This window comes from Escherichia sp. E10V10, from assembly GCF_004211985.1.
Lineage (GTDB): Bacteria > Pseudomonadota > Gammaproteobacteria > Enterobacterales > Enterobacteriaceae > Escherichia.
Genome location: NZ_RHJO01000007.1, coordinates 17,499 through 37,460, shown reverse-complemented (window position 1 = coordinate 37,460; position 19,962 = coordinate 17,499). Strand labels below are relative to the sequence as shown.

General features: G+C 51.7%; 20 protein-coding genes and 1 pseudogene. 12 read left to right on the top strand and 9 right to left on the bottom strand.

The window, feature by feature from the left end; all coding sequences use genetic code 11:
• Positions 1-248 precede the first annotated feature (248 nt).
• The 3 genes from malE to malG all read left to right on the top strand — a co-directional run bounded on the left by malE (position 249) and on the right by malG (position 4,410).
• Positions 249-1,439, top strand: a complete 1,191-nt coding sequence (gene malE / locus D9736_RS12760; protein ID WP_130205779.1) for a maltose/maltodextrin ABC transporter substrate-binding protein MalE — start codon at positions 249-251, stop codon at positions 1,437-1,439.
• A gap of 521 nt (positions 1,440-1,960) precedes the next feature.
• A complete protein-coding gene (malF, locus tag D9736_RS12755) occupies positions 1,961-3,505 on the top strand; it encodes a maltose ABC transporter permease MalF (protein WP_130258451.1) in 1,545 nt (514 codons plus the stop codon).
• 14 nt (positions 3,506-3,519) lie between these two features.
• Positions 3,520-4,410 carry a maltose ABC transporter permease MalG gene (malG, locus tag D9736_RS12750; protein WP_001252058.1) on the top strand — a complete coding sequence of 297 codons (891 nt, stop codon included), beginning with the start codon at positions 3,520-3,522 and terminating at the stop codon, positions 4,408-4,410.
• 94 nt (positions 4,411-4,504) lie between these two features.
• Here malG and psiE read toward each other — a convergent pair whose 3' ends face one another.
• Positions 4,505-4,915, bottom strand: coding sequence for a phosphate-starvation-inducible protein PsiE (gene psiE, locus D9736_RS12745; protein ID WP_000202902.1), 411 nt, complete (start codon positions 4,913-4,915; stop codon positions 4,505-4,507).
• Between the two features lie 125 nt (positions 4,916-5,040).
• Positions 5,041-5,184, bottom strand: coding sequence for a hypothetical protein (locus D9736_RS23370; protein ID WP_165383158.1), 144 nt, complete (start codon positions 5,182-5,184; stop codon positions 5,041-5,043).
• Between D9736_RS23370 and D9736_RS12740 the strand changes: the two genes are divergently transcribed.
• Entirely contained in the window at positions 5,185-5,463 is a 279-nt protein-coding gene (locus D9736_RS12740; protein WP_024212568.1) for a hypothetical protein, read from the top strand.
• Between the two features lie 46 nt (positions 5,464-5,509).
• Here D9736_RS12740 and D9736_RS12735 read toward each other — a convergent pair whose 3' ends face one another.
• From D9736_RS12735 to pgi, 5 genes are all read right to left on the bottom strand, one after another.
• Positions 5,510-7,606 (bottom strand): YjbH domain-containing protein, encoded by a 2,097-nt coding sequence (locus D9736_RS12735; RefSeq protein ID WP_001550422.1) that lies wholly within the window; start codon positions 7,604-7,606, stop codon positions 5,510-5,512.
• Positions 7,606-8,343 carry a capsule biosynthesis GfcC family protein gene (locus D9736_RS12730; protein WP_130258450.1) on the bottom strand — a complete coding sequence of 246 codons (738 nt, stop codon included), beginning with the start codon at positions 8,341-8,343 and terminating at the stop codon, positions 7,606-7,608. The genes D9736_RS12735 and D9736_RS12730 overlap by 1 nt, the downstream gene beginning before the upstream one ends.
• Positions 8,340-8,978 (bottom strand): YjbF family lipoprotein, encoded by a 639-nt coding sequence (locus D9736_RS12725; protein ID WP_001362085.1) that lies wholly within the window; start codon positions 8,976-8,978, stop codon positions 8,340-8,342. Before D9736_RS12725 ends, D9736_RS12730 begins: the two co-directional genes overlap by 4 nt.
• Positions 8,979-9,069: 91 nt before the next feature.
• Entirely contained in the window at positions 9,070-9,312 is a 243-nt protein-coding gene (gene yjbE / locus D9736_RS12720; RefSeq protein ID WP_000757333.1) for an exopolysaccharide production protein YjbE, read from the bottom strand.
• A 487-nt stretch (positions 9,313-9,799) separates the two neighbouring features.
• Positions 9,800-11,449 carry a glucose-6-phosphate isomerase gene (gene pgi, locus D9736_RS12715; protein WP_130258449.1) on the bottom strand — a complete coding sequence of 550 codons (1,650 nt, stop codon included), beginning with the start codon at positions 11,447-11,449 and terminating at the stop codon, positions 9,800-9,802.
• A gap of 293 nt (positions 11,450-11,742) precedes the next feature.
• Between pgi and lysC the strand changes: the two genes are divergently transcribed.
• Entirely contained in the window at positions 11,743-13,092 is a 1,350-nt protein-coding gene (gene lysC / locus D9736_RS12710; RefSeq protein WP_130224367.1) for a lysine-sensitive aspartokinase 3, read from the top strand.
• 37 nt (positions 13,093-13,129) lie between these two features.
• On the opposite strand, the gene D9736_RS12705 is transcribed toward lysC, so the two are convergent.
• On the bottom strand, positions 13,130-13,918 hold the full coding sequence (locus D9736_RS12705; RefSeq protein WP_130258448.1) for a nucleotidyltransferase domain-containing protein: 789 nt from the start codon (positions 13,916-13,918) through the stop codon (positions 13,130-13,132).
• A 303-nt stretch (positions 13,919-14,221) separates the two neighbouring features.
• On the opposite strand from D9736_RS12705, the gene D9736_RS12700 reads away from it, so the two are divergent.
• Positions 14,222-14,494 (top strand): DUF3811 domain-containing protein, encoded by a 273-nt coding sequence (locus D9736_RS12700; RefSeq protein ID WP_001207629.1) that lies wholly within the window; start codon positions 14,222-14,224, stop codon positions 14,492-14,494.
• Here D9736_RS12700 and rluF read toward each other — a convergent pair whose 3' ends face one another.
• Complete coding sequence (gene rluF / locus D9736_RS12695; RefSeq protein WP_130218604.1) at positions 14,495-15,367, bottom strand: 23S rRNA pseudouridine(2604) synthase RluF; 873 nt, start codon at positions 15,365-15,367, stop codon at positions 14,495-14,497.
• Between the two features lie 348 nt (positions 15,368-15,715).
• Between rluF and D9736_RS12690 the strand changes: the two genes are divergently transcribed.
• The 6 genes and pseudogenes from D9736_RS12690 (at position 15,716) to D9736_RS12665 (ending at position 19,913) form a co-directional block, all read left to right on the top strand.
• Positions 15,716-16,663 (top strand): sugar-binding transcriptional regulator, encoded by a 948-nt coding sequence (locus D9736_RS12690; RefSeq protein WP_130258447.1) that lies wholly within the window; start codon positions 15,716-15,718, stop codon positions 16,661-16,663.
• 70 nt (positions 16,664-16,733) lie between these two features.
• Positions 16,734-17,304: pseudogene (locus tag D9736_RS12685) on the top strand (SDR family oxidoreductase).
• Positions 17,305-17,313: 9 nt separating this feature from the next.
• On the top strand, positions 17,314-17,721 hold the full coding sequence (locus D9736_RS12680) for a mannose/fructose/sorbose PTS transporter subunit IIA (protein WP_000245625.1): 408 nt from the start codon (positions 17,314-17,316) through the stop codon (positions 17,719-17,721).
• Positions 17,721-18,215 (top strand): PTS system mannose/fructose/N-acetylgalactosamine-transporter subunit IIB, encoded by a 495-nt coding sequence (locus D9736_RS12675; protein WP_130205757.1) that lies wholly within the window; start codon positions 17,721-17,723, stop codon positions 18,213-18,215. The genes D9736_RS12680 and D9736_RS12675 overlap by 1 nt, the downstream gene beginning before the upstream one ends.
• 65 nt (positions 18,216-18,280) lie before the next feature.
• Entirely contained in the window at positions 18,281-19,078 is a 798-nt protein-coding gene (locus tag D9736_RS12670) for a PTS mannose/fructose/sorbose transporter subunit IIC (RefSeq protein ID WP_130258446.1), read from the top strand.
• Positions 19,079-19,088: 10 nt separating this feature from the next.
• Positions 19,089-19,913 (top strand): PTS system mannose/fructose/sorbose family transporter subunit IID, encoded by an 825-nt coding sequence (locus D9736_RS12665; RefSeq protein WP_130258445.1) that lies wholly within the window; start codon positions 19,089-19,091, stop codon positions 19,911-19,913.
• Positions 19,914-19,962 lie beyond the last annotated feature (49 nt).

The following is a 19,962-nucleotide window of genomic DNA, read 5'->3' as shown; positions in this document are numbered from 1 at the left end:
GCGGGAGGATGAGAAGGTGGTGTCTGCGTACTAATCCGAAGGAAAGTAAGGAAATTCGTGATGTTGCTTGCAAAAAACATGGCGATTTTGTGTGCGCCTCCCCGCAATACTGCCGTTTCTGCGACATGGATCACACAAAACGAAGGTGGGGCGTAGGGGCAAGGAGGATGGAAAGAGGTTGCCGTATAAAGAAACTAGAGTCCGTTTAGGCGTTTTCACAAGCACTTCACCAACAAGGACCAGAGATTATGAAAATAAAAACAGGTGCACGCATCCTCGCATTATCTGTTTTAACGACGATGATGTTTTCCGCCTCGGCTCTCGCCAAAATCGAAGAAGGTAAGCTGGTAATCTGGATCAACGGCGATAAAGGCTACAACGGTCTTGCTGAAGTCGGTAAGAAATTCGAGAAAGATACCGGAATTAAAGTCACCGTTGAGCATCCGGATAAGCTGGAAGAGAAATTCCCCCAGGTTGCGGCAACTGGCGATGGTCCGGACATCATCTTCTGGGCGCACGACCGCTTTGGCGGCTATGCCCAGTCTGGTCTGTTAGCTGAAATCTCTCCGGACAAAGCGCTCCAGGACAAGATTTATCCATTCACCTGGGATGCCGTGCGTTTTAACGGCAAACTCATTGCTTACCCGGTTGCAGTTGAAGCGTTATCGCTGATTTATAACAAAGATCTGCTGCCGAACCCGCCAAAAACCTGGGAAGAGATCCCGGCGCTGGATAAAGAACTGAAAGCGAAAGGTAAGAGCGCGCTGATGTTCAACCTGCAAGAACCGTACTTTACCTGGCCGCTGATTGCTGCCGACGGTGGTTATGCGTTCAAGTATGAAAACGACAAATACAACGTGAAAGACGTTGGCGTGGATAACGCTGGCGCGAAAGCGGGTCTGACCTTCCTGGTTGATCTGATTAAAAACAAACACATGAATGCGGATACTGACTACTCCATTGCAGAGGCAGCCTTTAACAAAGGTGAAACTGCGATGACCATTAATGGTCCGTGGGCATGGTCTAACATCGACACCAGCAAAGTGAACTACGGTGTGACGATGCTGCCAACCTTCAAGGGACAACCTTCCAAACCGTTCGTTGGCGTGCTGAGCGCAGGCATTAACGCGGCCAGTCCGAACAAAGAGCTGGCGAAAGAGTTCCTCGAAAACTACCTGCTGACCGACGAAGGTCTGGAAGCGGTGAATAAAGACAAACCGCTGGGTGCCGTGGCGCTGAAGTCTTACCAGGATCAGCTGGCGAAAGATCAACGCATCGCCGCCACTATGGATAACGCCAAGAACGGTGAAATCATGCCGAACATCCCGCAGATGTCCGCCTTCTGGTATGCCGTGCGTACCGCAGTAATCAACGCAGCCAGTGGTCGTCAGACCGTTGATGCCGCGCTGAAAGATGCACAGGGTCGTATTACCAAGTAATGCAGAGAAATGCCGGATGCGGCGTGAACGCCTTATCCGGCCTACGAAGCCGAAACGTATGTAGGCCTGATAAGACGCGTCAGCGTCGCATCAGGCAGTTGTTGCCGGATGCGGCGTAAACGCCTTATCCGGCCTACGAAGCCGAAACGTATGTAGGCCTGATAAGACGCACCAGCGTCGCATCAGGCAGTTGTTGCCGGATGCGGCGTGAACGCCTTATCCGGCCTACGAAACCGAAACGTATGTAGGCCTGATAAGACGCACCTGCGTCGCATCAGGCAGTTGTTGCCGGATGCGACGTTTACGCCTTATCCGGCCTACGAAAACGAAACGTATGTAGGCCTGATAAGACGCACCAGCGTCGCATCAGGCAGTTGTTGCCGGATGCGGCGTAAACGCCTTATCCGGCCTACGAAGCCGAAACGTATGTAGGCCTGATAAGACGCACCTGCGTCGCATCAGGCAGTTGTTGCCGGATGCGGCGTAAACGCCTTATCTGTCCTGGAATGAGGAAGAACCCCATGGATGTCATTAAAAAGAAACATTGGTGGCAAAGCGACGCGCTGAAATGGTCAGTGTTAGGTCTGCTCGGCCTGCTGGTGGGTTACCTTGTTGTTTTAATGTACGCACAAGGGGAATACCTGTTCGCCATTACCACGCTGATTTTGAGCTCAGCGGGGCTCTATATTTTCGCCAATCGTAAAGCCTACGCCTGGCGCTATGTCTACCCGGGAATGGCCGGGATGGGGCTATTCGTCCTCTTCCCTCTGGTCTGCACCATCGCCATCGCCTTCACCAACTACAGCAGCACCAACCAGCTTACCTTTGAACGCGCTCAGGAAGTTCTGTTGGACCGCGCCTGGCAGGCAGGGAAAACCTATAACTTTGGTCTTTATCCCGCGGGTGATGAGTGGCAACTGGCGCTCACCGACGGCGAAACCGGCAAAAATTATTTCTCAGACGCTTTCAAATTTGGCGGCGAGCAAAAACTGCAACTGAAAGAAACGGCCACGCAGCCTGAAGGCGAGCGCGCGAATCTGCGCGTGATTACCCAGAATCGTCAAGCCCTGAGCAACATTACCGCCATTTTGCCGGATGGCAACAAAGTGATGATGAGCTCCCTGCGCCAGTTCTCCGGCACTCAGCCGCTGTACACATTAGGCGATGACGGTACGCTGACCAATAACCAGAGTGGCATAAAATATCGTCCAAACGACCAGATTGGTTTTTACCAGTCCATCACTGCTGACGGCAACTGGGGTGACGATAAACTCAGTCCAGGCTATACCGTGACCACCGGCTGGAAAAACTTTACCCGCGTCTTTACTGACGAAGGCATTCAGAAACCGTTCCTCGCCATTTTCGTCTGGACCGTAGTGTTCTCACTTATCACTGTCTTTTTAACGGTGGCGGTCGGCATGGTTCTGGCGTGTCTGGTGCAGTGGGAAGCGTTGCGCGGCAAAGCGGTCTATCGCGTCCTGCTTATTCTGCCCTACGCGGTGCCATCGTTCATTTCAATCTTGATTTTCAAAGGGTTGTTTAACCAGAGTTTCGGTGAAATCAACATGATGTTGAGCGCGCTGTTTGGCGTGAAGCCCGCCTGGTTCAGCGATCCGACCACCGCCCGCACGATGCTGATTATCGTCAACACCTGGCTGGGTTATCCGTACATGATGATCCTCTGCATGGGCTTGCTGAAAGCGATTCCGGACGATTTGTATGAAGCCTCAGCAATGGATGGCGCAGGTCCATTCCAGAACTTCTTTAAGATTACGCTGCCGCTGCTGATTAAACCGCTGACGCCGCTGATGATCGCCAGCTTTGCCTTTAACTTTAACAACTTCGTGCTGATTCAACTGTTGACCAACGGTGGCCCGGATCGTCTTGGCACCACCACGCCAGCCGGTTATACCGATCTGCTCGTTAACTACACCTACCGTATCGCCTTTGAAGGCGGCGGGGGTCAGGACTTCGGTCTGGCGGCAGCAATTGCCACACTGATCTTCCTGCTGGTGGGTGCGCTGGCGATAGTGAACCTGAAAGCCACGCGAATGAAGTTTGATTAAGGGAGATAACAAAAATGGCAATGGTCCAACCGAAATCGCAAAAAGCACGTTTGTTTATTACTCACCTGCTACTCCTACTTTTTATCGCGGCGATTATGTTCCCGCTGCTGATGGTCGTCGCCATCTCGCTGCGCCAGGGGAACTTCGCGACCGGTAGCCTGATCCCGGAGCAAATCTCGTGGGATCACTGGAAACTGGCGTTAGGTTTTAGCGTTGAACAGGCGGATGGCCGCATTACGCCACCACCATTCCCGGTACTGCTGTGGCTGTGGAACTCGGTAAAGGTCGCCGGTATTTCCGCGATTGGTATTGTGGCGCTCTCCACCACCTGCGCTTATGCCTTCGCCCGTATGCGCTTCCCTGGCAAAGCGACGCTGCTGAAAGGGATGCTGATTTTCCAGATGTTCCCGGCAGTACTCTCACTGGTGGCGTTGTATGCGTTGTTTGACCGTTTGGGCGAGTACATTCCGTTTATCGGTCTGAATACCCACGGCGGCGTTATCTTTGCTTACCTGGGCGGGATTGCGCTGCACGTCTGGACGATTAAAGGTTATTTCGAAACCATCGATAGCTCGCTGGAAGAAGCGGCGGCGCTGGATGGTGCGACACCGTGGCAGGCTTTCCGCCTTGTCCTGTTGCCATTATCTGTACCGATTCTGGCGGTGGTGTTCATCCTGTCGTTTATCGCTGCCATTACCGAAGTTCCGGTCGCGTCGTTGTTACTGCGTGACGTGAACAGTTACACCCTGGCCGTGGGGATGCAGCAATACCTTAACCCGCAAAACTACCTGTGGGGTGACTTTGCCGCCGCTGCCGTGATGTCTGCATTACCAATCACCATCGTCTTCTTGCTGGCTCAACGCTGGTTGGTTAACGGCCTGACGGCAGGTGGTGTGAAAGGTTAAAGATGTTGTTCTGCCAATGTTATGCCGCTAGACCCTCAACTTACGTTATCCTAACTTGTGACTGTTATTCGGCGCTCTTCGGAGCGCCTCTTTTTTACTCCCGCTTCAGCCGTTTCGAATTACACAGCCACAGGGTGATCACCAGTAACAGGATCGCAGCCGAGTAGATCAACACATCCAGTGGCGATTTATGATCGACGATGATCAAGCGCACAATGGCGGTGATCCCAATATAGACAAAGTAACGTAGCGGGAAGTGAAAACCGGACTGAAAGTACTTCACAATCAGTGCGATAAATTCGAAATAGAGAAAGTAAACCACCAGCCCCTCTACCAGCTCATATTTACTGGTTTGTTCTGGCGCGAACAGCACATCAGCCAGATGCACCGTTTCTTTGCCGAGGAAGACAACCAAAATCAGGCCGAGACACAGCAGGCCAAGATTGAGAACGGTCTGCAAAATGGTGGAGATAAACTCCACGCGCGGACGAGAGAGTGACGTCATAGCAGTACCTCCTTCACAGTGGCGAGCTTCCTGTATAACGCAAAAATGTGACGGAGATCTATATTTTTTGTGTATGTTTTGTTCAACCTGGATTTGGGGCGCGCCTCCACCAACGCCGGATGCGCCTACCCGTAGGCCGGATAAGCCGCGCCTGGCGGCGCATCCGGCAAGGCAAATCGCACCAAAGCCGGTAATGCAAAAATCACCCATTCAGGTGATTCCCAGCCACCAACAAAGCGCGAAAAATCGACAATGTTCCTCTGGAACAAATGAAACGTAACCTGATAAAGGTGGTAAAAATGAAGCCTTATTTTGCTGCTTTGTTGTTATCAGTCTCTGTTCTTCCTGCTTATGCTGGTCCGCTCGGCACTGCTGATAAAGCCGACCTACCGCAAAGCAATGTCTCCAGCCCAATGATGGCCCAGTCGCTCAGGCAACCAGACCTGCAACCGATATCGACGGACAGGAAGACAGAATGTTTTCGCCTTTACACACCAGATCGCAAACCGGGGGTGAACTGCGTTCCTGATGGCTCAACAGGCCATTAAGAATGAAGGTGCCAGTGAGTGCGAAAACTGGCACCTTTCCCATGACTTAGCGGAAATTGACGCTACGGTCGCTAGTCATGTCATACAACTGGAACTTACGCCCAAGTTGCTGACCACCGTCACGCGTCAACGGCGTCCAGCCAATTGCCGCACGGCTGCGTGTCGGGCCAGACGAGAAGAGATCCAGCGGTACAGAGACATACACGCCTTTGGTGAAGTCCCCTTCACCGTACTCCTCTTTCGAAACATTAGTGATCGTGGCATAGCCACCCACCACCACGCCGCTATCAAAGCGTTTGGCTATTTCCAGCGTGCCGCCTTTATCCCCTGCCAGATACTGCCCGACGCTCGCTTTCACCAACACGTCCTGGGCGAAAGATGGCGTCCAGTACGCGGTCAGATGCCCGGTTTTCACGCTGTAGTCGGTGAATTTCATCATATCTTTTGCGCTACGCCAGTCGCGCTGTTTAACGTAGTTGGCATCCAGACCAAACGCCCAGTTGCTGTCCAGCGGGCGATACAACACTTCTGCCCCCGCACCGCCAAACATGGTTTCGAGATAACCTCCGTAGACCTGACCGTAGAAGCCGTTGCCCAGATGCTGGAAGTAGTTGGCTTGCAGGTTATTCACATAGACATCATTCTGCACATACTCGCGCACATGGGTACGAACGCGCGGTAAGTGCGAGTCCTGCGGTGGATTGGTGTAGTTAAACTTGTCGTAGTTGTTAGCCAGGTTAGCAAACAGGCTGCCGGTGGTCAGCAGATGATCCGTCAGCCACAAATCTGCCGTTCCCATCACGCCCAGCTGATACATGTAAAAGTTTTCCGGGCCACCGACCGACTGGTTCAACACCGGATCAATATGGAAATCAAAGCGTGATTTGTCGATATACCAGCCCTGCTCGGTGGACTTCGGAACCACTGGCTCGACGCGTTTTTGCGCCAGCGTCGTTTCGTGGCCCAACGGCTCTCCGGCGAGATGATTTTTCAGGCTGGCGACATCGGTTTCCGTCGTCACCTGCGGCATGTTAAGGCGGTTTTCCGTGATACGGATCGTTTTGATCCCATCCGGCAGATCGTTCATCACGATCCGATTGGCGCGGATGATCCCTTCGCGCGAATCACGATATTTCACTTGCTCGCCGGTGACATACAGCGTATCGCCTTTCGCCTGGATCTGCGGATCGGCAAGTCCGGCGTTGTATTTCAACAGCGTTAACTGATTCGCCACCACCGAATGCTGCAAAATGGCATCCTGTGGCTGCGGTTGATATTGCGGGCGGGCGTTATCGTTGTACGAAGGACGTAGATCGTTAAAGTTGGTGCGCAGCGTGACGCCAAACATAAAGGTGTTACCACGTTCATAGCTAAGGTTAACGTCGGCCCAATCGGTAACGCGATAAATCGCACCGACGTTAAACTTACTTTTTTGCTCCAGCTTCCCGGCAAAATCCTGCTGATAATTATTGCCTTCATACTCCAGTTTCAGGCGCAGCGGTTGCCAGGGCGTCTGGTATTCCACGCCGCCAAACAGTGAGGCAGGACCGTGGAACATCTGGCTACCGTCGATAGATCCCGCCTGTTTGTAGCTGTTATCGCGATAGCAATATTTATCACTGGCTGAACAGAGCGGATTTTTCACATTACCGCTGGTGCCCAGATATCCCCAGCCCAGGCCGAGCGTAAAATCGAACGGCCCCCAGGCTTTGCTGGCAACAAGATATTCCGCATCAAACAGCCCCGTGCCACCGATATCCCGCGCACCAACCGCAACCTGTGGCAGCCAATAACTCTCTTCCCACAAACGCAGTTTGAGATCGAAGGCTTTATCTTTATACGTTTGATCGCCAGAGAACGCTTCGACGCTGCTGTACTGCCGGGTGCGCACGTCGGTGTAGCGCAGCGTTGTTTCCAGCCACGGGAAGAGTTGCACTGAAGCTGAGTAATAACGGTACTGATCGTTATCGCGATAGTTGAGGCTCAACTCCCCTTCCCGCGCCATGCGCGCGGTGGGCGTTTGTAATAAACCGACGCCACCGAAATCCGATTGCGACGGACCAATGGGCGCAGGATATGTTTCGCCGTAGCAAGCCGTGCTAATGCCCAGCGCCAGTAAGCTAAGCAGATGTCTTTTTTTCATTATTGGGGTATCCGCTGCGTCAGAGTCTGAAGAATGTCGGCGTTAAGGGCATCAGGCGTCTTACTCCAGACGGAGTCCGCGAGGCCAACATAAATAATGCTGCCAGGCATCGGCTCTACGTGACGCCTGTTCCAGTAAGCCACCGGCGCTTTTTGCGTGCGTCCGTCCGGGTAAACCACCCACGCGTAGCTGCGATCCGCACCGCTGAGCAGGCTCTGGTCAGAGAGATAGCTCGCCACGTCGCGACCGGGAGTGAATGGCTGCTTGCCAGGACGGCTGATAAGCCCGAACAACGTGACCGTTGACGGCGGCGGTCCGACCCAGAGTGTGTAGTTGCCCTGCAACGGCGGGTTACCGCGTTCGGCAACGCGCACGATATCAGGATCAAGATTGATTTTTTGTCTGCCCGTCACCTTCAACGCCTGAATTTGCTGGCGTAAGGCGTTAATCGCAGCGGCATCGTCGGCGCTGGAATTTGCGGCCTGTTCAGCCAGCCGTGTCAGCAACGCCTGCTGCTGACGCAATGCTGCCGCCGTTGCCAGCTCTTCGCTAATCACCGCACCGGGCCACCAGCTGTTTGCCAGTCGAGGTTGGCCTACCAGATCGATTAAATTCTCTGCGCCCGTCAGCGTTTTGGCCTCACTGCTGCCATTGCTGAATACCTTGACGGTTCCCGCCGCGAAGACCGATGACGCCCCCACACTCAAAAGCAACGCGACAATAGTTTTTTTAATCATTGTTTTGCCGCCTTGATGAGCGTGGTTTTCACCGGGAAATAATCCGCGCCGAGATACTGTTCCGACTGGCGAATTTGCCCTTCGCTGTCGATCCAGTAGCGGTTATGCCAGCGCGCCTGGTCGGTGGAGACTTCTTCGTCCAGCACGCGAACCGGGGTTTCATCGCTGCCGACTTTGACGGTATCGGTGCCATCCCATTTGAAGACTGAGCGTGCGGTGGCGTAGCGTACCTGCTGGTACTCGGTCCAGCCCATCGTGCGCGTCCAGGTTGCACCATCAATGATTTGTGCGGGTTTAATCAGCGGGTCAGCAGCCAAGTTATTCACTTCAATCAGGTTGTCGCCGCCAAGCAAAGTCTTCACCAGACGACCATGTTGTGTGACGAGAGTGGCCTGATCCTGAGTGACCCATTTTTGTTGTCCGTCTTCAGCGAAGGCCAGCACCACAAATAACTGCGGCCCGCCATTAAGCTGCATGTACTGGCTGGCGTAGGGCATATTTTGAATATCATCGTCCGTCAGCTGTACGCCTGGCGTGCCGAACAGACTGTCCCACAGTGAATTGCCCAGCTCTTTAGTCGTGGCTGAACAGGCCTGTAATAACAGGCAGATAAGAATGAGTGCAGGTCGCTTCACGACTCTTCTCCAGAGGGGCAGAATAACCACACCGGAGTGTGGTTATGGTTAATCCCCGCCATACTGAATTATTTTGGGGATACATACGTTATTACTGGGTACTGGTGGTCGTGGTTGTGGTGGTCCCGGTATTAGAACCATCACCGCCACCGGTTGCCGCGAGCGCGACACCCACCGCCGAGCTTACGGTGCTGACGCTGGTCGCGGAGGAACTACCCGCTGAAACCGACGTTGCTGCCGACCCTGCCGCTTCGCCCACCTGTACAGGTGCAGCCCACGCAGAAGTCGCCGCAAGCGCAGATATGGCAAAAATGCCATACAGAACTTTTTTCATAACAAGTTCCCTTCATTGAATGAATGGAGATTTACCCAAAAACATTTCAGGCGGGATCGAGTATACACAACTAAAGCATGCGAATTACGGCGCGGGGAATTAGTGAAGGAGTTTTAGGATAATTGGAATTAATATCAAATATAAGTTTCAACTTATATATAAATAAGATTAAAAACATAAGGTTAAAATAAAATAAAAAGTAATTAATCTGCGTATTTTCCGAAATTATTGCAGGCTAAAAATCTATTTTAGGATTAACCTCACGGTATGATTTTCGTTAAATCTCCGACAAGGGGATTTATCTGATAAAACAATGCCGACTTATAATCGGCATTGTTATTAAGGTTATTTAATCAATCGTGCTATGTATTAATTGCCGAATACGATGTACATATCGGCATAGACCTGTAGGCCTGATAAGACGCGACCGCGTCGCATCAGGCACTGGTTGCCGGATGCGGCGTGAACGCCTTATCCGGCACGATGATTAACCGCGCCACGCTTTATAGCGGTTAATCAGACCATTGGTTGAGCTATCGTGGCTGCTGATTTCTTTGTCATCTTTCAGCTCTGGCAGAATACGGTTCGCCAGCTGTTTACCCAGCTCAACGCCCCACTGGTCGAAGGTGAAGATGTTCAGGATCACGCCCTGAGTAAAGATTTTGTGCTCATACAGCGCAATCAACGCACCCAGGCTGAACGGAGTGATTTCGCGCAGCAGGATGGAGTTGGTCGGGCGGTTACCTTCGAACACTTTGAACGGCACCACGTAGTCAAGCGTTGCCGGATCTTTACCCTGATCGCGATATTCCTGCTCAACCACTTCACGGGATTTACCAAACGCCAGAGCCTCGGTCTGAGCGAAGAAGTTAGACAGCAGTTTCTGGTGATGATCAGAGAGTGGGTTATGGGTGATAGCCGGAGCGATGAAATCGCACGGTACCATTTTGGTTCCCTGGTGGATCAGCTGGTAGAACGCATGCTGACCGTTAGTGCCTGGTTCACCCCAGATAATCGGGCCAGTCTGGTAATCCACTACGTTACCGTTACGGTCAACATACTTACCGTTGGATTCCATATTGCCCTGCTGGAAGTACGCCGCGAAACGGTGCATATACTGGTCGTACGGCAGAATCGCTTCAGTTTCCGCGCCAAAGAAATTGTTGTACCAGATGCCGATCAGCGCCAGCAGTACAGGCAGGTTTTTCTCGGCAGGCGTAGTGGAGAAATGCTTGTCCATCGCGTGTGCGCCAGAAAGCAGTTCAACGAAATTATCAAAGCCGATAGAGAGAACAATCGACAGGCCAATCGCTGACCACAGGGAGTAACGACCGCCGACCCAGTCCCAGAACTCGAACATGTTGGCGGTATCAATACCAAATTCGCCAACGGCTTTGGCATTGGTGGAGAGCGCCGCAAAGTGTTTCGCAACGTGTTTTTCATCACCTGCCGCTTTCAGGAACCAGTCACGCGCGCTATGGGCGTTGGTCATGGTTTCCTGAGTGGTAAAGGTTTTAGATGCTACCAGGAACAGCGTGGTTTCCGGATTTACTTTTTTCAGCACTTCCGCGATGTGAGTCCCATCAACGTTAGAAACAAAGTGCATGTTCAGGTGGTTTTTGTAAGGGCGCAGCGCTTCAGTCACCATGTACGGACCAAGGTCAGAACCGCCGATCCCAATGTTCACCACGTCGGTGATGGCTTTGCCGGTATAGCCTTTCCACTCACCAGAAATAATCGCTTCTGAGAAGGTTTTCATCTTCTCCAGCACCGCGTTGACTTCCGGCATAACATCTTTGCCATCAACCAGAATCGGCGTATTGCTACGGTTACGCAGCGCTACGTGCAGCACGGCACGGTTTTCGGTGCGGTTGATCTTCTCGCCAGAGAACATCGACTTAATCGCGCCCGCCAGATCGCACTCTTTCGCCAGATCTTGTAATTTCGCCAGCGTTTCTTCGGTGATGCGGTTTTTGGAGTAATCCACCAGTATCTGATCGTCGAAGGTTGCGGAGAACTTAGAAAAACGATCGCCGTCTTTAGCAAAAAGATCGGCGATCGTAACGTCTTTCATTTCATCGAAGTGTTTCTGTAGTGCCTGCCAGGCCGCGGTCTGCGTTGGATTGATGTTTTTCATTAGCAATACTCTTCTGATATTGAGAATTGTGACTGTGGAAGATTGTAGCGCCAGTCACAGAAAAATGTGATGGTTTTAGTGCCGTTAGCTCAGCTAACCACTGAAGAGGATAAAAAGTATAGACGTTATAAGCACAATTTCTGACCACGCCCGCTGCATGAATAATCCGCATAATCCCGGCGTTGACACACTCCCCTACACCTTTTATTTATAAATACGGTCTGCGCCTGCACCGGTTTCTGTTTTGCCTTTGTGCCAAGGTCGCTTCTTTCATTCCCTGACACGAGGTTGTTATGCCCGATATTGTTGTCTCCAAATTTGGTGGTACTAGCGTGGCTGATTTCGACGCCATGAACCGCAGCGCCGACATTGTGCTTTCTGATGTGAATGTGCGTTTAGTCGTGCTTTCTGCTTCTGCGGGCATTACCAATCTGTTGGTTGCACTGGCTGAAGGTCTGGAACCGGTTGAGCGTTTCGAAAAACTCGATGCCATTCGCAATATTCAGTTCGCCATTCTGGAGCGCCTGCGTTACCCGAACGTCATCCGTGAAGAGATTGAACGTTTGCTGGAGAACATTACCGTTCTGGCCGAAGCTGCTGCACTGGCAACCTCTCCAGCGCTAACTGATGAACTGGTCAGCCATGGCGAACTGATGTCTACCCTGCTGTTTGTGGAGATACTGCGTGAGCGCAATGTTCAGGCCCAGTGGTTTGATGTGCGTAAAGTGATGCGCACAAACGATCGCTTTGGCCGCGCGGAGCCAGATATTGCTGCGCTGGCGGAACTGTCTGCGCTGCAACTAACCCCACGTCTCAGCGAAGGTTTAGTCATCACCCAGGGCTTTATTGGCAGTGAAAGTAAAGGGCGCACCACAACGCTTGGTCGCGGCGGTAGTGACTACACGGCAGCACTATTGGCAGAAGCGTTAAACGCTGCTCGCGTCGATATCTGGACAGATGTGCCGGGGATTTATACTACCGACCCGCGCGTCGTGCCTGATGCCAAACGAATTGATGAAATCGCCTTTGAAGAAGCAGCTGAAATGGCAACCTTTGGTGCCAAAGTACTTCATCCGGCAACCTTACTGCCTGCAGTTCGCAGCGATATCCCGGTGTTTGTCGGTTCAAGCAAAGATCCGCGTGCTGGCGGTACTTTGGTGTGTAATAAAACCGAGAATCCGCCGTTGTTTCGTGCGCTGGCTCTGCGTCGCAAACAAACGCTATTAACCCTGCATAGCCTGAATATGCTGCATTCTCGCGGCTTCCTCGCGGAGGTTTTCGGCATTCTCGCACGGCATAATATTTCAGTGGATTTAATTACTACGTCAGAAGTGAGCGTGGCGTTAACCCTCGACACTACCGGTTCAACGTCAACTGGCGATACATTGCTGACACAATCGCTGCTGATGGAGCTTTCAGCTCTGTGCCGGGTAGAAGTGGAAGAAGGCCTGGCGCTGGTGGCTCTGATTGGTAACGACCTGTCAAAAGCCTGTGGTGTTGGCAAAGAGGTGTTTGGCGTACTTGAACCGTTCAACATTCGCATGATTTGCTACGGCGCTTCCAGTCATAACCTGTGCTTCCTGGTGCCTGGCGAAGATGCGGAACAGGTGGTGCAGAAACTGCATAGTAATTTGTTTGAGTAAAAACAGTGCGGCCCGGATGATACTTGCCGGGCCGAATTTATTCTCCCATCACTGTCGCCATCAACAACCTATCCAGCTCCCTGGCATCACCATCCCTACTATCCGGTAACACAGGCGGAATTTCCCCACGCGCCAGTTCCGCATGGATAAACGCATGTAGCAATGGACGGCGTGGGCCATATTCCGCTTCACCCGCACGCTGTTTACGTTCCAGTAATTCATCTATTTCTGCGCGTAAGGCCGCATCCAACTCACTTCCCGCCAGCAATTCGGAAAAACGCATTGGCGGTACGCCTTTTCCCGCTTCAACCCAACGCACGGCCAGCAGCGGACGCAGCACATAAAAGTATTTTTTCAGCCGCACTTCGTCGCCTTGTAAATAACCGCGAAAATTTTTCCGCGCCATCGAATAATAATGCCAGCGCGCACGCAACGGAGAAAACCACGTTGGGACCATTGCCTTAAGCGCCGTTATCGTCTCTTCATCTTGCTGATAGACCACCGGTGAATCCAGCCATTCAATTAGCGTCGGGTTCGCACCTTTCAGCAATCCCAGCGCTTTGCGCCATTCCCAACCGGAAACATCTAACTCGTCGTCGATAGGCAGTTCGATAACATCGCGCGGTGACTCTACCCGCAGATACCATTCCAGCGGATGGACATACAAAAACCGCACATCGTAATCGCTGTCGGGCGAAGCAAATCCCCAGCCGCGACTCCCCGATTCGCAGGCGTACAGCACTTTCACGCCATAGCGACGTTCAATTTCCTTTAACTGCTGCGATACCCGTTCACGCATCGCAGCACTGACTCCATTTAATGGCATTTGACTCATCCTTTGATATTAACTACCCCGAACAAGACCACTGAAAACAGAGATGTTATCAATGAGATAGCGTTATTGCGAGAAACAGGCCAGAAGTAAAATCACAACTTTAACGCATTGAATAACAAAGAATTAATTAAATTTTATAAGTTAGCGGTCATTTATTTTCGTTAAATTTTTATCTGTATTTATCGCCAATTATCTAAGCAGATAAAAATAAAGAGAAGGCAAATGAATATTATCAGTTCTGCTTGCAAATAAATTCCCGTACACTGAACTATCCGATTAACAAAGGGCACCATCATGGCACTCCCCCGTATTACTCAAAAAGAGATGACTGAGCGTGAACAGCGCGAACTGAAGACGCTGCTGGATCGCGCGCGTATTGCACATGGTCGCGTGCTGACCAACGCCGAAACCAACAGCATTAAGAAAGAGTACATCGATAAATTAATGGTTGAGCGTGAGGCTGAAGCGAAAAAAGCCCGCCAGTTGAAGAAAAAGCAGGCTTATAAACCGGATCCTGAAGCGTCATTCAGTTGGTCGGCAAATACGTCGACGCGCGGCAAACGCTGATTAACGACCTTTTTTCTTCCGCCCCGGCGAGGCGAAACGCTTGCCGTTTGATGCCGGGCGGCCACCTTTCTCCGCCGTTTTTTCTACCTTCACCACCGGGCGTTTGATGCCTGCCGTTTTCGGTTTGGCCTTCGCTTTGGGCTTCGCCTCGGAAGAGGAATTTTCAATGAGCTTAAAGAGATCGATAAGCTCGTCGTCGGTTAAATCGCGCCATTCTCCCAGCGGAATGCCGCTTAAGCTGACGTTCATAATGCGCGTACGTTCCAGCTTTTTCACTTCGTAACCAAAGTGCTCGCACATGCGACGGATCTGACGGTTCAGCCCCTGCACCAACGTAATGCGAAAGACAAACGGCGCTTCTTTTTTAACTTTGCACTTTTTGGTCACTGTCCCGAGGATTGGCACCCCCGCACTCATGCCGCGAATAAACTCCTCGGTAATCGGTTTATCCACCGTTACCAGATACTCTTTCTCATGGTCGTTACCCGCACGGAGGATCTTATTCACCAGATCGCCGTGATTGGTGAGGAAAATCAGCCCCTGGGAGTCTTTATCCAGGCGACCAATCGGGAACACGCGTTTGCTGTGGTTAACGAAATCGACAATGTTATCGCGCTCGCCATCTTCGGTGGTGCTGACAATACCGACGGGCTTGTTCAGGGCGATAAGTACCAAATCTTCGGCTTCCCGAGGCTCAATCAACTGACCGTTTACTTTCACAACGTCGCCGGGTTTCACCTGATCGCCAATGGTGGCACGCTTGCCATTAAGGAACACATTGCCTTGCTCGATATAGCGATCCGCTTCGCGGCGTGAGCAAATTCCGCTTTCGCTGATGTATTTATTTAAACGGACTGATGAGTCGGGCAGCATAAATTCTCCTGTAAAACGCGGAATATACCGTACCTCTTAGCGGGGAAAAACAGGGTTATGCGGCAACGTCGAAATTAAATGTGATCTGCCGCGCCTTTTATCACAAAAGTGTCACCAGAAGCCTGATGCAAATTTGCCTGGCGAAAACCAGGATAATCAACCTATTACGAATCTCTGCACACCTGTGCTGATGACTGCTACGCAGAGAAACAAATGTGCAAGATAAAGCGCCATTTCAGCCCAAACAAAGAGTGAAAAATCGCTTTTAAAGGTCACCATGATGGAGTTATATCAGATCAAGCGGTTAAAAAGCATATTTGCACAAATGTGCAAAATCAGGAGGCGGCGATGGAAAACAGTGACGATATCCGTTTGATTGTGAAGATTGCCCAACTCTATTACGAACAGGACATGACGCAGGCGCAAATCGCCCGCGAACTGGGTATTTATCGGACCACCATCAGCCGCTTACTTAAACGGGGCCGCGAACAGGGAATTGTCACCATCGCCATCAACTATGACTACAACGAAAACCTCTGGCTGGAGCAGCAACTGAAGCAAAAGTTTGGTCTGAAAGAAGCTGTGGTGGTATCAGGGCGCGATGAAGAGGAAGACACTCAGTTGGCGGTAATGGGGTTACACGGCGCGCAATTGTTAGATCGTTTGCTGGAACCTGGTGATATTGTTGGTTTTTCCTGGGGCCGCGCGGTGAGCGCACTGGTTGAAAACTTGCCGCAGGCGGGGCAATCGCGGCAGTTAATTTGCGTGCCGATTATTGGCGGCCCGTCCGGTAAACTCGAAAGCCGCTATCACGTAAACACATTAACCTACAGCGCGGCGGCAAAGCTGAAAGGGGAATCGCAGCTCGCGGATTTTCCAGCTCTGCTGGATAACCCCTTAATTCGTAATGGGATCATGCAATCTCAGCACTTTAAAACCATCTCAGCCTACTGGGATAATCTGGATGTCGCCCTCGTGGGGATTGGCTCACCGGCTATTCGCGATGGCGCCAACTGGCATGCATTTTATGGCGGCGAAGAGAGTGACGACCTGAATGCCCGTCAGGTTGCCGGTGATATTTGCTCACGCTTTTTTGATATTCACGGCGCAATGGTCGAAACGAATATGAGCGAGAAAACACTCTCTATCGAAATGAATAAACTAAAGCAGGCACGTTATTCCATTGGCATTGCCATGAGTGAAGAAAAATACAGCGGAATTATTGGTGCACTGCGTGGAAAATATATTAATTGTCTGGTAACGAATAGCAGCACAGCTGAACTATTACTGAAATAAAAATCTTCCCGATGTTTACCGTAATAAAAAATTACGGCGGGCCTCTATTACCTAAAATCAGGAGTCTGTTATGCAAACGTGGTTAAATTTGCAGGATAAAATCATTATTGTCACCGGTGGCGCATCCGGTATTGGTCTGGCGATTGTGGATGAATTATTAGCACAAGGCGCGAATGTTCAGATGGTCGATATTCACGGTGGCGATGGTCAATATGAAAGTCATAAAGGTTATCAGTTCTGGCCGACCGATATTTCCAGCGCCAAAGAGGTAAATCATACGGTAGCGGAAATTATCCAGCGTTTTGGTCGCATCGACGGTCTGGTCAATAACGCCGGGGTCAATTTCCCGCGTCTGCTGGTCGAAAGAATTGGGTAAACACGGTATCCGTGTGGTCGGTATCGCGCCGGGGATTCTGGAAAAAACCGGGCTGCGCACGCCGGAATATGAAGAGGCGCTGGCGTGGACGCGCAATATCACCGTCGAACAGCTGCGTGAAGGCTATACCAAAAACGCCATTCCTATTGGGCGCGCCGGAAAATTAGCAGAAGTCGCTGATTTTGTTAGTTATCTGCTGTCTGAACGCGCCAGCTATATCACCGGAGTAACCACTAACATTGCGGGCGGAAAAACGCGCGGCTAAGGAGGCTTTATGGTCAATGCCATTTTTTGCGCCCACGGCAAATTAGCCTGCGCCATGCTGGAATCGGTTCAGATGGTGTACGGCGACGCCAGGGTCGAGGCAGTTGAATTTGTGCCCGGCGAGAACGCCGGAGACATTGTGGCAAAGCTGGAAAAGTTAGTGAGCATTCACAATCATGACGAGTGGCTAATCGCCGTGGATTTACAGTGCGGTAGCCCGTGGAATGCAGCAGCGACGCTTGCGATGCGCAATCCGCACCTGCGGGTGATAAGCGGCCTTTCCCTGCCACTGGCGCTCGAACTGGTCGATAACCAGGACAGCATGAACGTTGATGAACTGTGTGAACACCTGACGCAAATCGCAAAGCAAACCTGCGTTGTCTGGAAACAACTGGCAACGGCAGAGGAGGATTTCTGATGAACATTACGCTCGCCCGCATTGATGACCGCCTGATCCACGGCCAGGTCACTACCGTCTGGTCGAAAGTGGCTAACGCCCAGCGCATTATTATCTGCAATGACGAGGTGTATAACGATGAAGTTCGCCGGACATTATTGCGTCAGGCCGCCCCGCCGGGAATGAAAGTTAACGTGGTCAATATTGAAAAAGCTGTCGCGGTGTATCACAACCCACAATATCAGGACGAAACCGTATTTTATCTTTTTACCCGACCTCAGGATGCCTTAGCGATGGTTCGCCAGGGAGTAAAAATCGGCACCCTGAATATTGGCGGCATGGCCTGGCGACCCGGTAAAAAACAGTTAACCAAAGCAGTTTCATTAGATGACGATGATATTAACGCATTTCATGAGTTAAATAATCTTGGCGTCACGCTGGATTTACGCGTTGTAGCGTCAGATCCTTCAATCAATATTATCGACAAAATAAAAGAACAGTTAGTCGCAAATTAAATAATAGCGCCTGTGTACATATGCTTTAACAGGCAGGGATGACGACACTTAAAAGGTGACAAATCATGGAAATAAGTACCCTACAAATCATTGCCATATTTCTTTTTTCCTGTATTGCCGGAATGGGCAGCGTGCTGGATGAATTTCAGACTCATCGCCCGTTAATTGCCTGTACGGTGATTGGTTTAATTCTCGGTGATTTAAAAACCGGAATTATGCTCGGTGGTACGCTGGAATTGATAGCTCTCGGCTGGATGAACGTCGGCGCGGCGCAATCTCCGGATTCTGCACTCGCCAGCATAATCTCCGCCATTCTGGTTATCGTTGGTCAGCAAAGCATCGCCACCGGTATCGCCATCGCGTTGCCTGTGGCTGCGGCAGGCCAGGTGCTGACGGTGTTTGCCCGCACCATCACCGTTGTGTTCCAGCACGCGGCGGATAAAGCAGCGGAAGAGGCGCGGTTTCGCACTCTCGATATTCTGCATGTCTCCGCGCTTGGCGTGCAGGCACTGCGCGTTGCGATTCCGGCACTGATTGTCTCGCTGTTCGTCAGCGCCGATATAGTGAGCAATATGCTGAGCGCCATTCCCGAATTTGTGACCCGTGGACTGCAGATTGCTGGCGGTTTTATCGTGGTGGTCGGTTACGCCATGGTGCTTCGCATGATGGGCGTGAAATATTTGATGCCTTTCTTTTTCCTCGGTTTCCTCGCAGGTGGCTACCTCGATCTCAGTCTGCTGGCTTTCGGTGGCGTCGGCGTAATCATGGCCCTGCTCTACATCCAGTTAAATCCACAGTGGCGTAAAGCTGAACCACATCCCCAGACCACCACTATCACCGCCCTTGACCAACTTGATGATTAACGGAGCCATCATGGAACAGAGAAAAATTACACGCAGCGATCTGGTGAGCATGTTTCTGCGCTCCAACCTGCAACAGGCGTCCTTCAACTTTGAACGCATTCATGGGCTGGGCTTTTGTTACGACATGATCCCCGCCATCAAGCGACTCTACCCATTAAAAGAGGATCAGGTTGCGGCGCTCAGGCGACACCTGGTGTTCTTCAATACCACGCCAGCCGTATGTGGTCCGGTCATCGGCGTGACCGCCGCCATGGAAGAAGCGCGGGCCAACGGTGCAGAAATTGATGACGGCACCATTAACGGCATCAAAGTTGGCCTGATGGGACCATTGGCAGGGGTTGGCGATCCACTGGTCTGGGGAACGCTGCGCCCGATTACCGCCGCGCTCGGCGCATCTCTGGCACTTTCGGGCAACATTCTCGGCCCGCTGCTGTTCTTCTTTATTTTCAACGCGGTACGTCTGGCGATGAAGTGGTATGGCCTACAACTCGGCTTTCGCAAAGGGGTGAATATCGTCAGCGATATGGGCGGGAATGTGCTGCAAAAACTCACCGAAGGCGCGTCGATTCTCGGACTGTTTGTGATGGGCGTGCTGGTCACCAAATGGACGTCGATCAACGTGCCGTTGGTGGTTTCACAAACGCCTGCCGCCGATGGCGCCACCGTCACCATGACCGTGCAGAACATTCTCGACCAACTTTGTCCTGGTTTGCTGGCGCTCGGTCTGACGCTACTGATGGTGCGTCTGCTCAACAAAAAAATTAACCCGGTATGGCTGATTTTCGCCCTGTTTGGTTTAGGGATTATCGGCAATGCGCTGGGCTTCCTGTCCTGATTCTTCGCCCCGGCGCAACCGTCGGGGCCATCGTTCAACACGAGGTGGT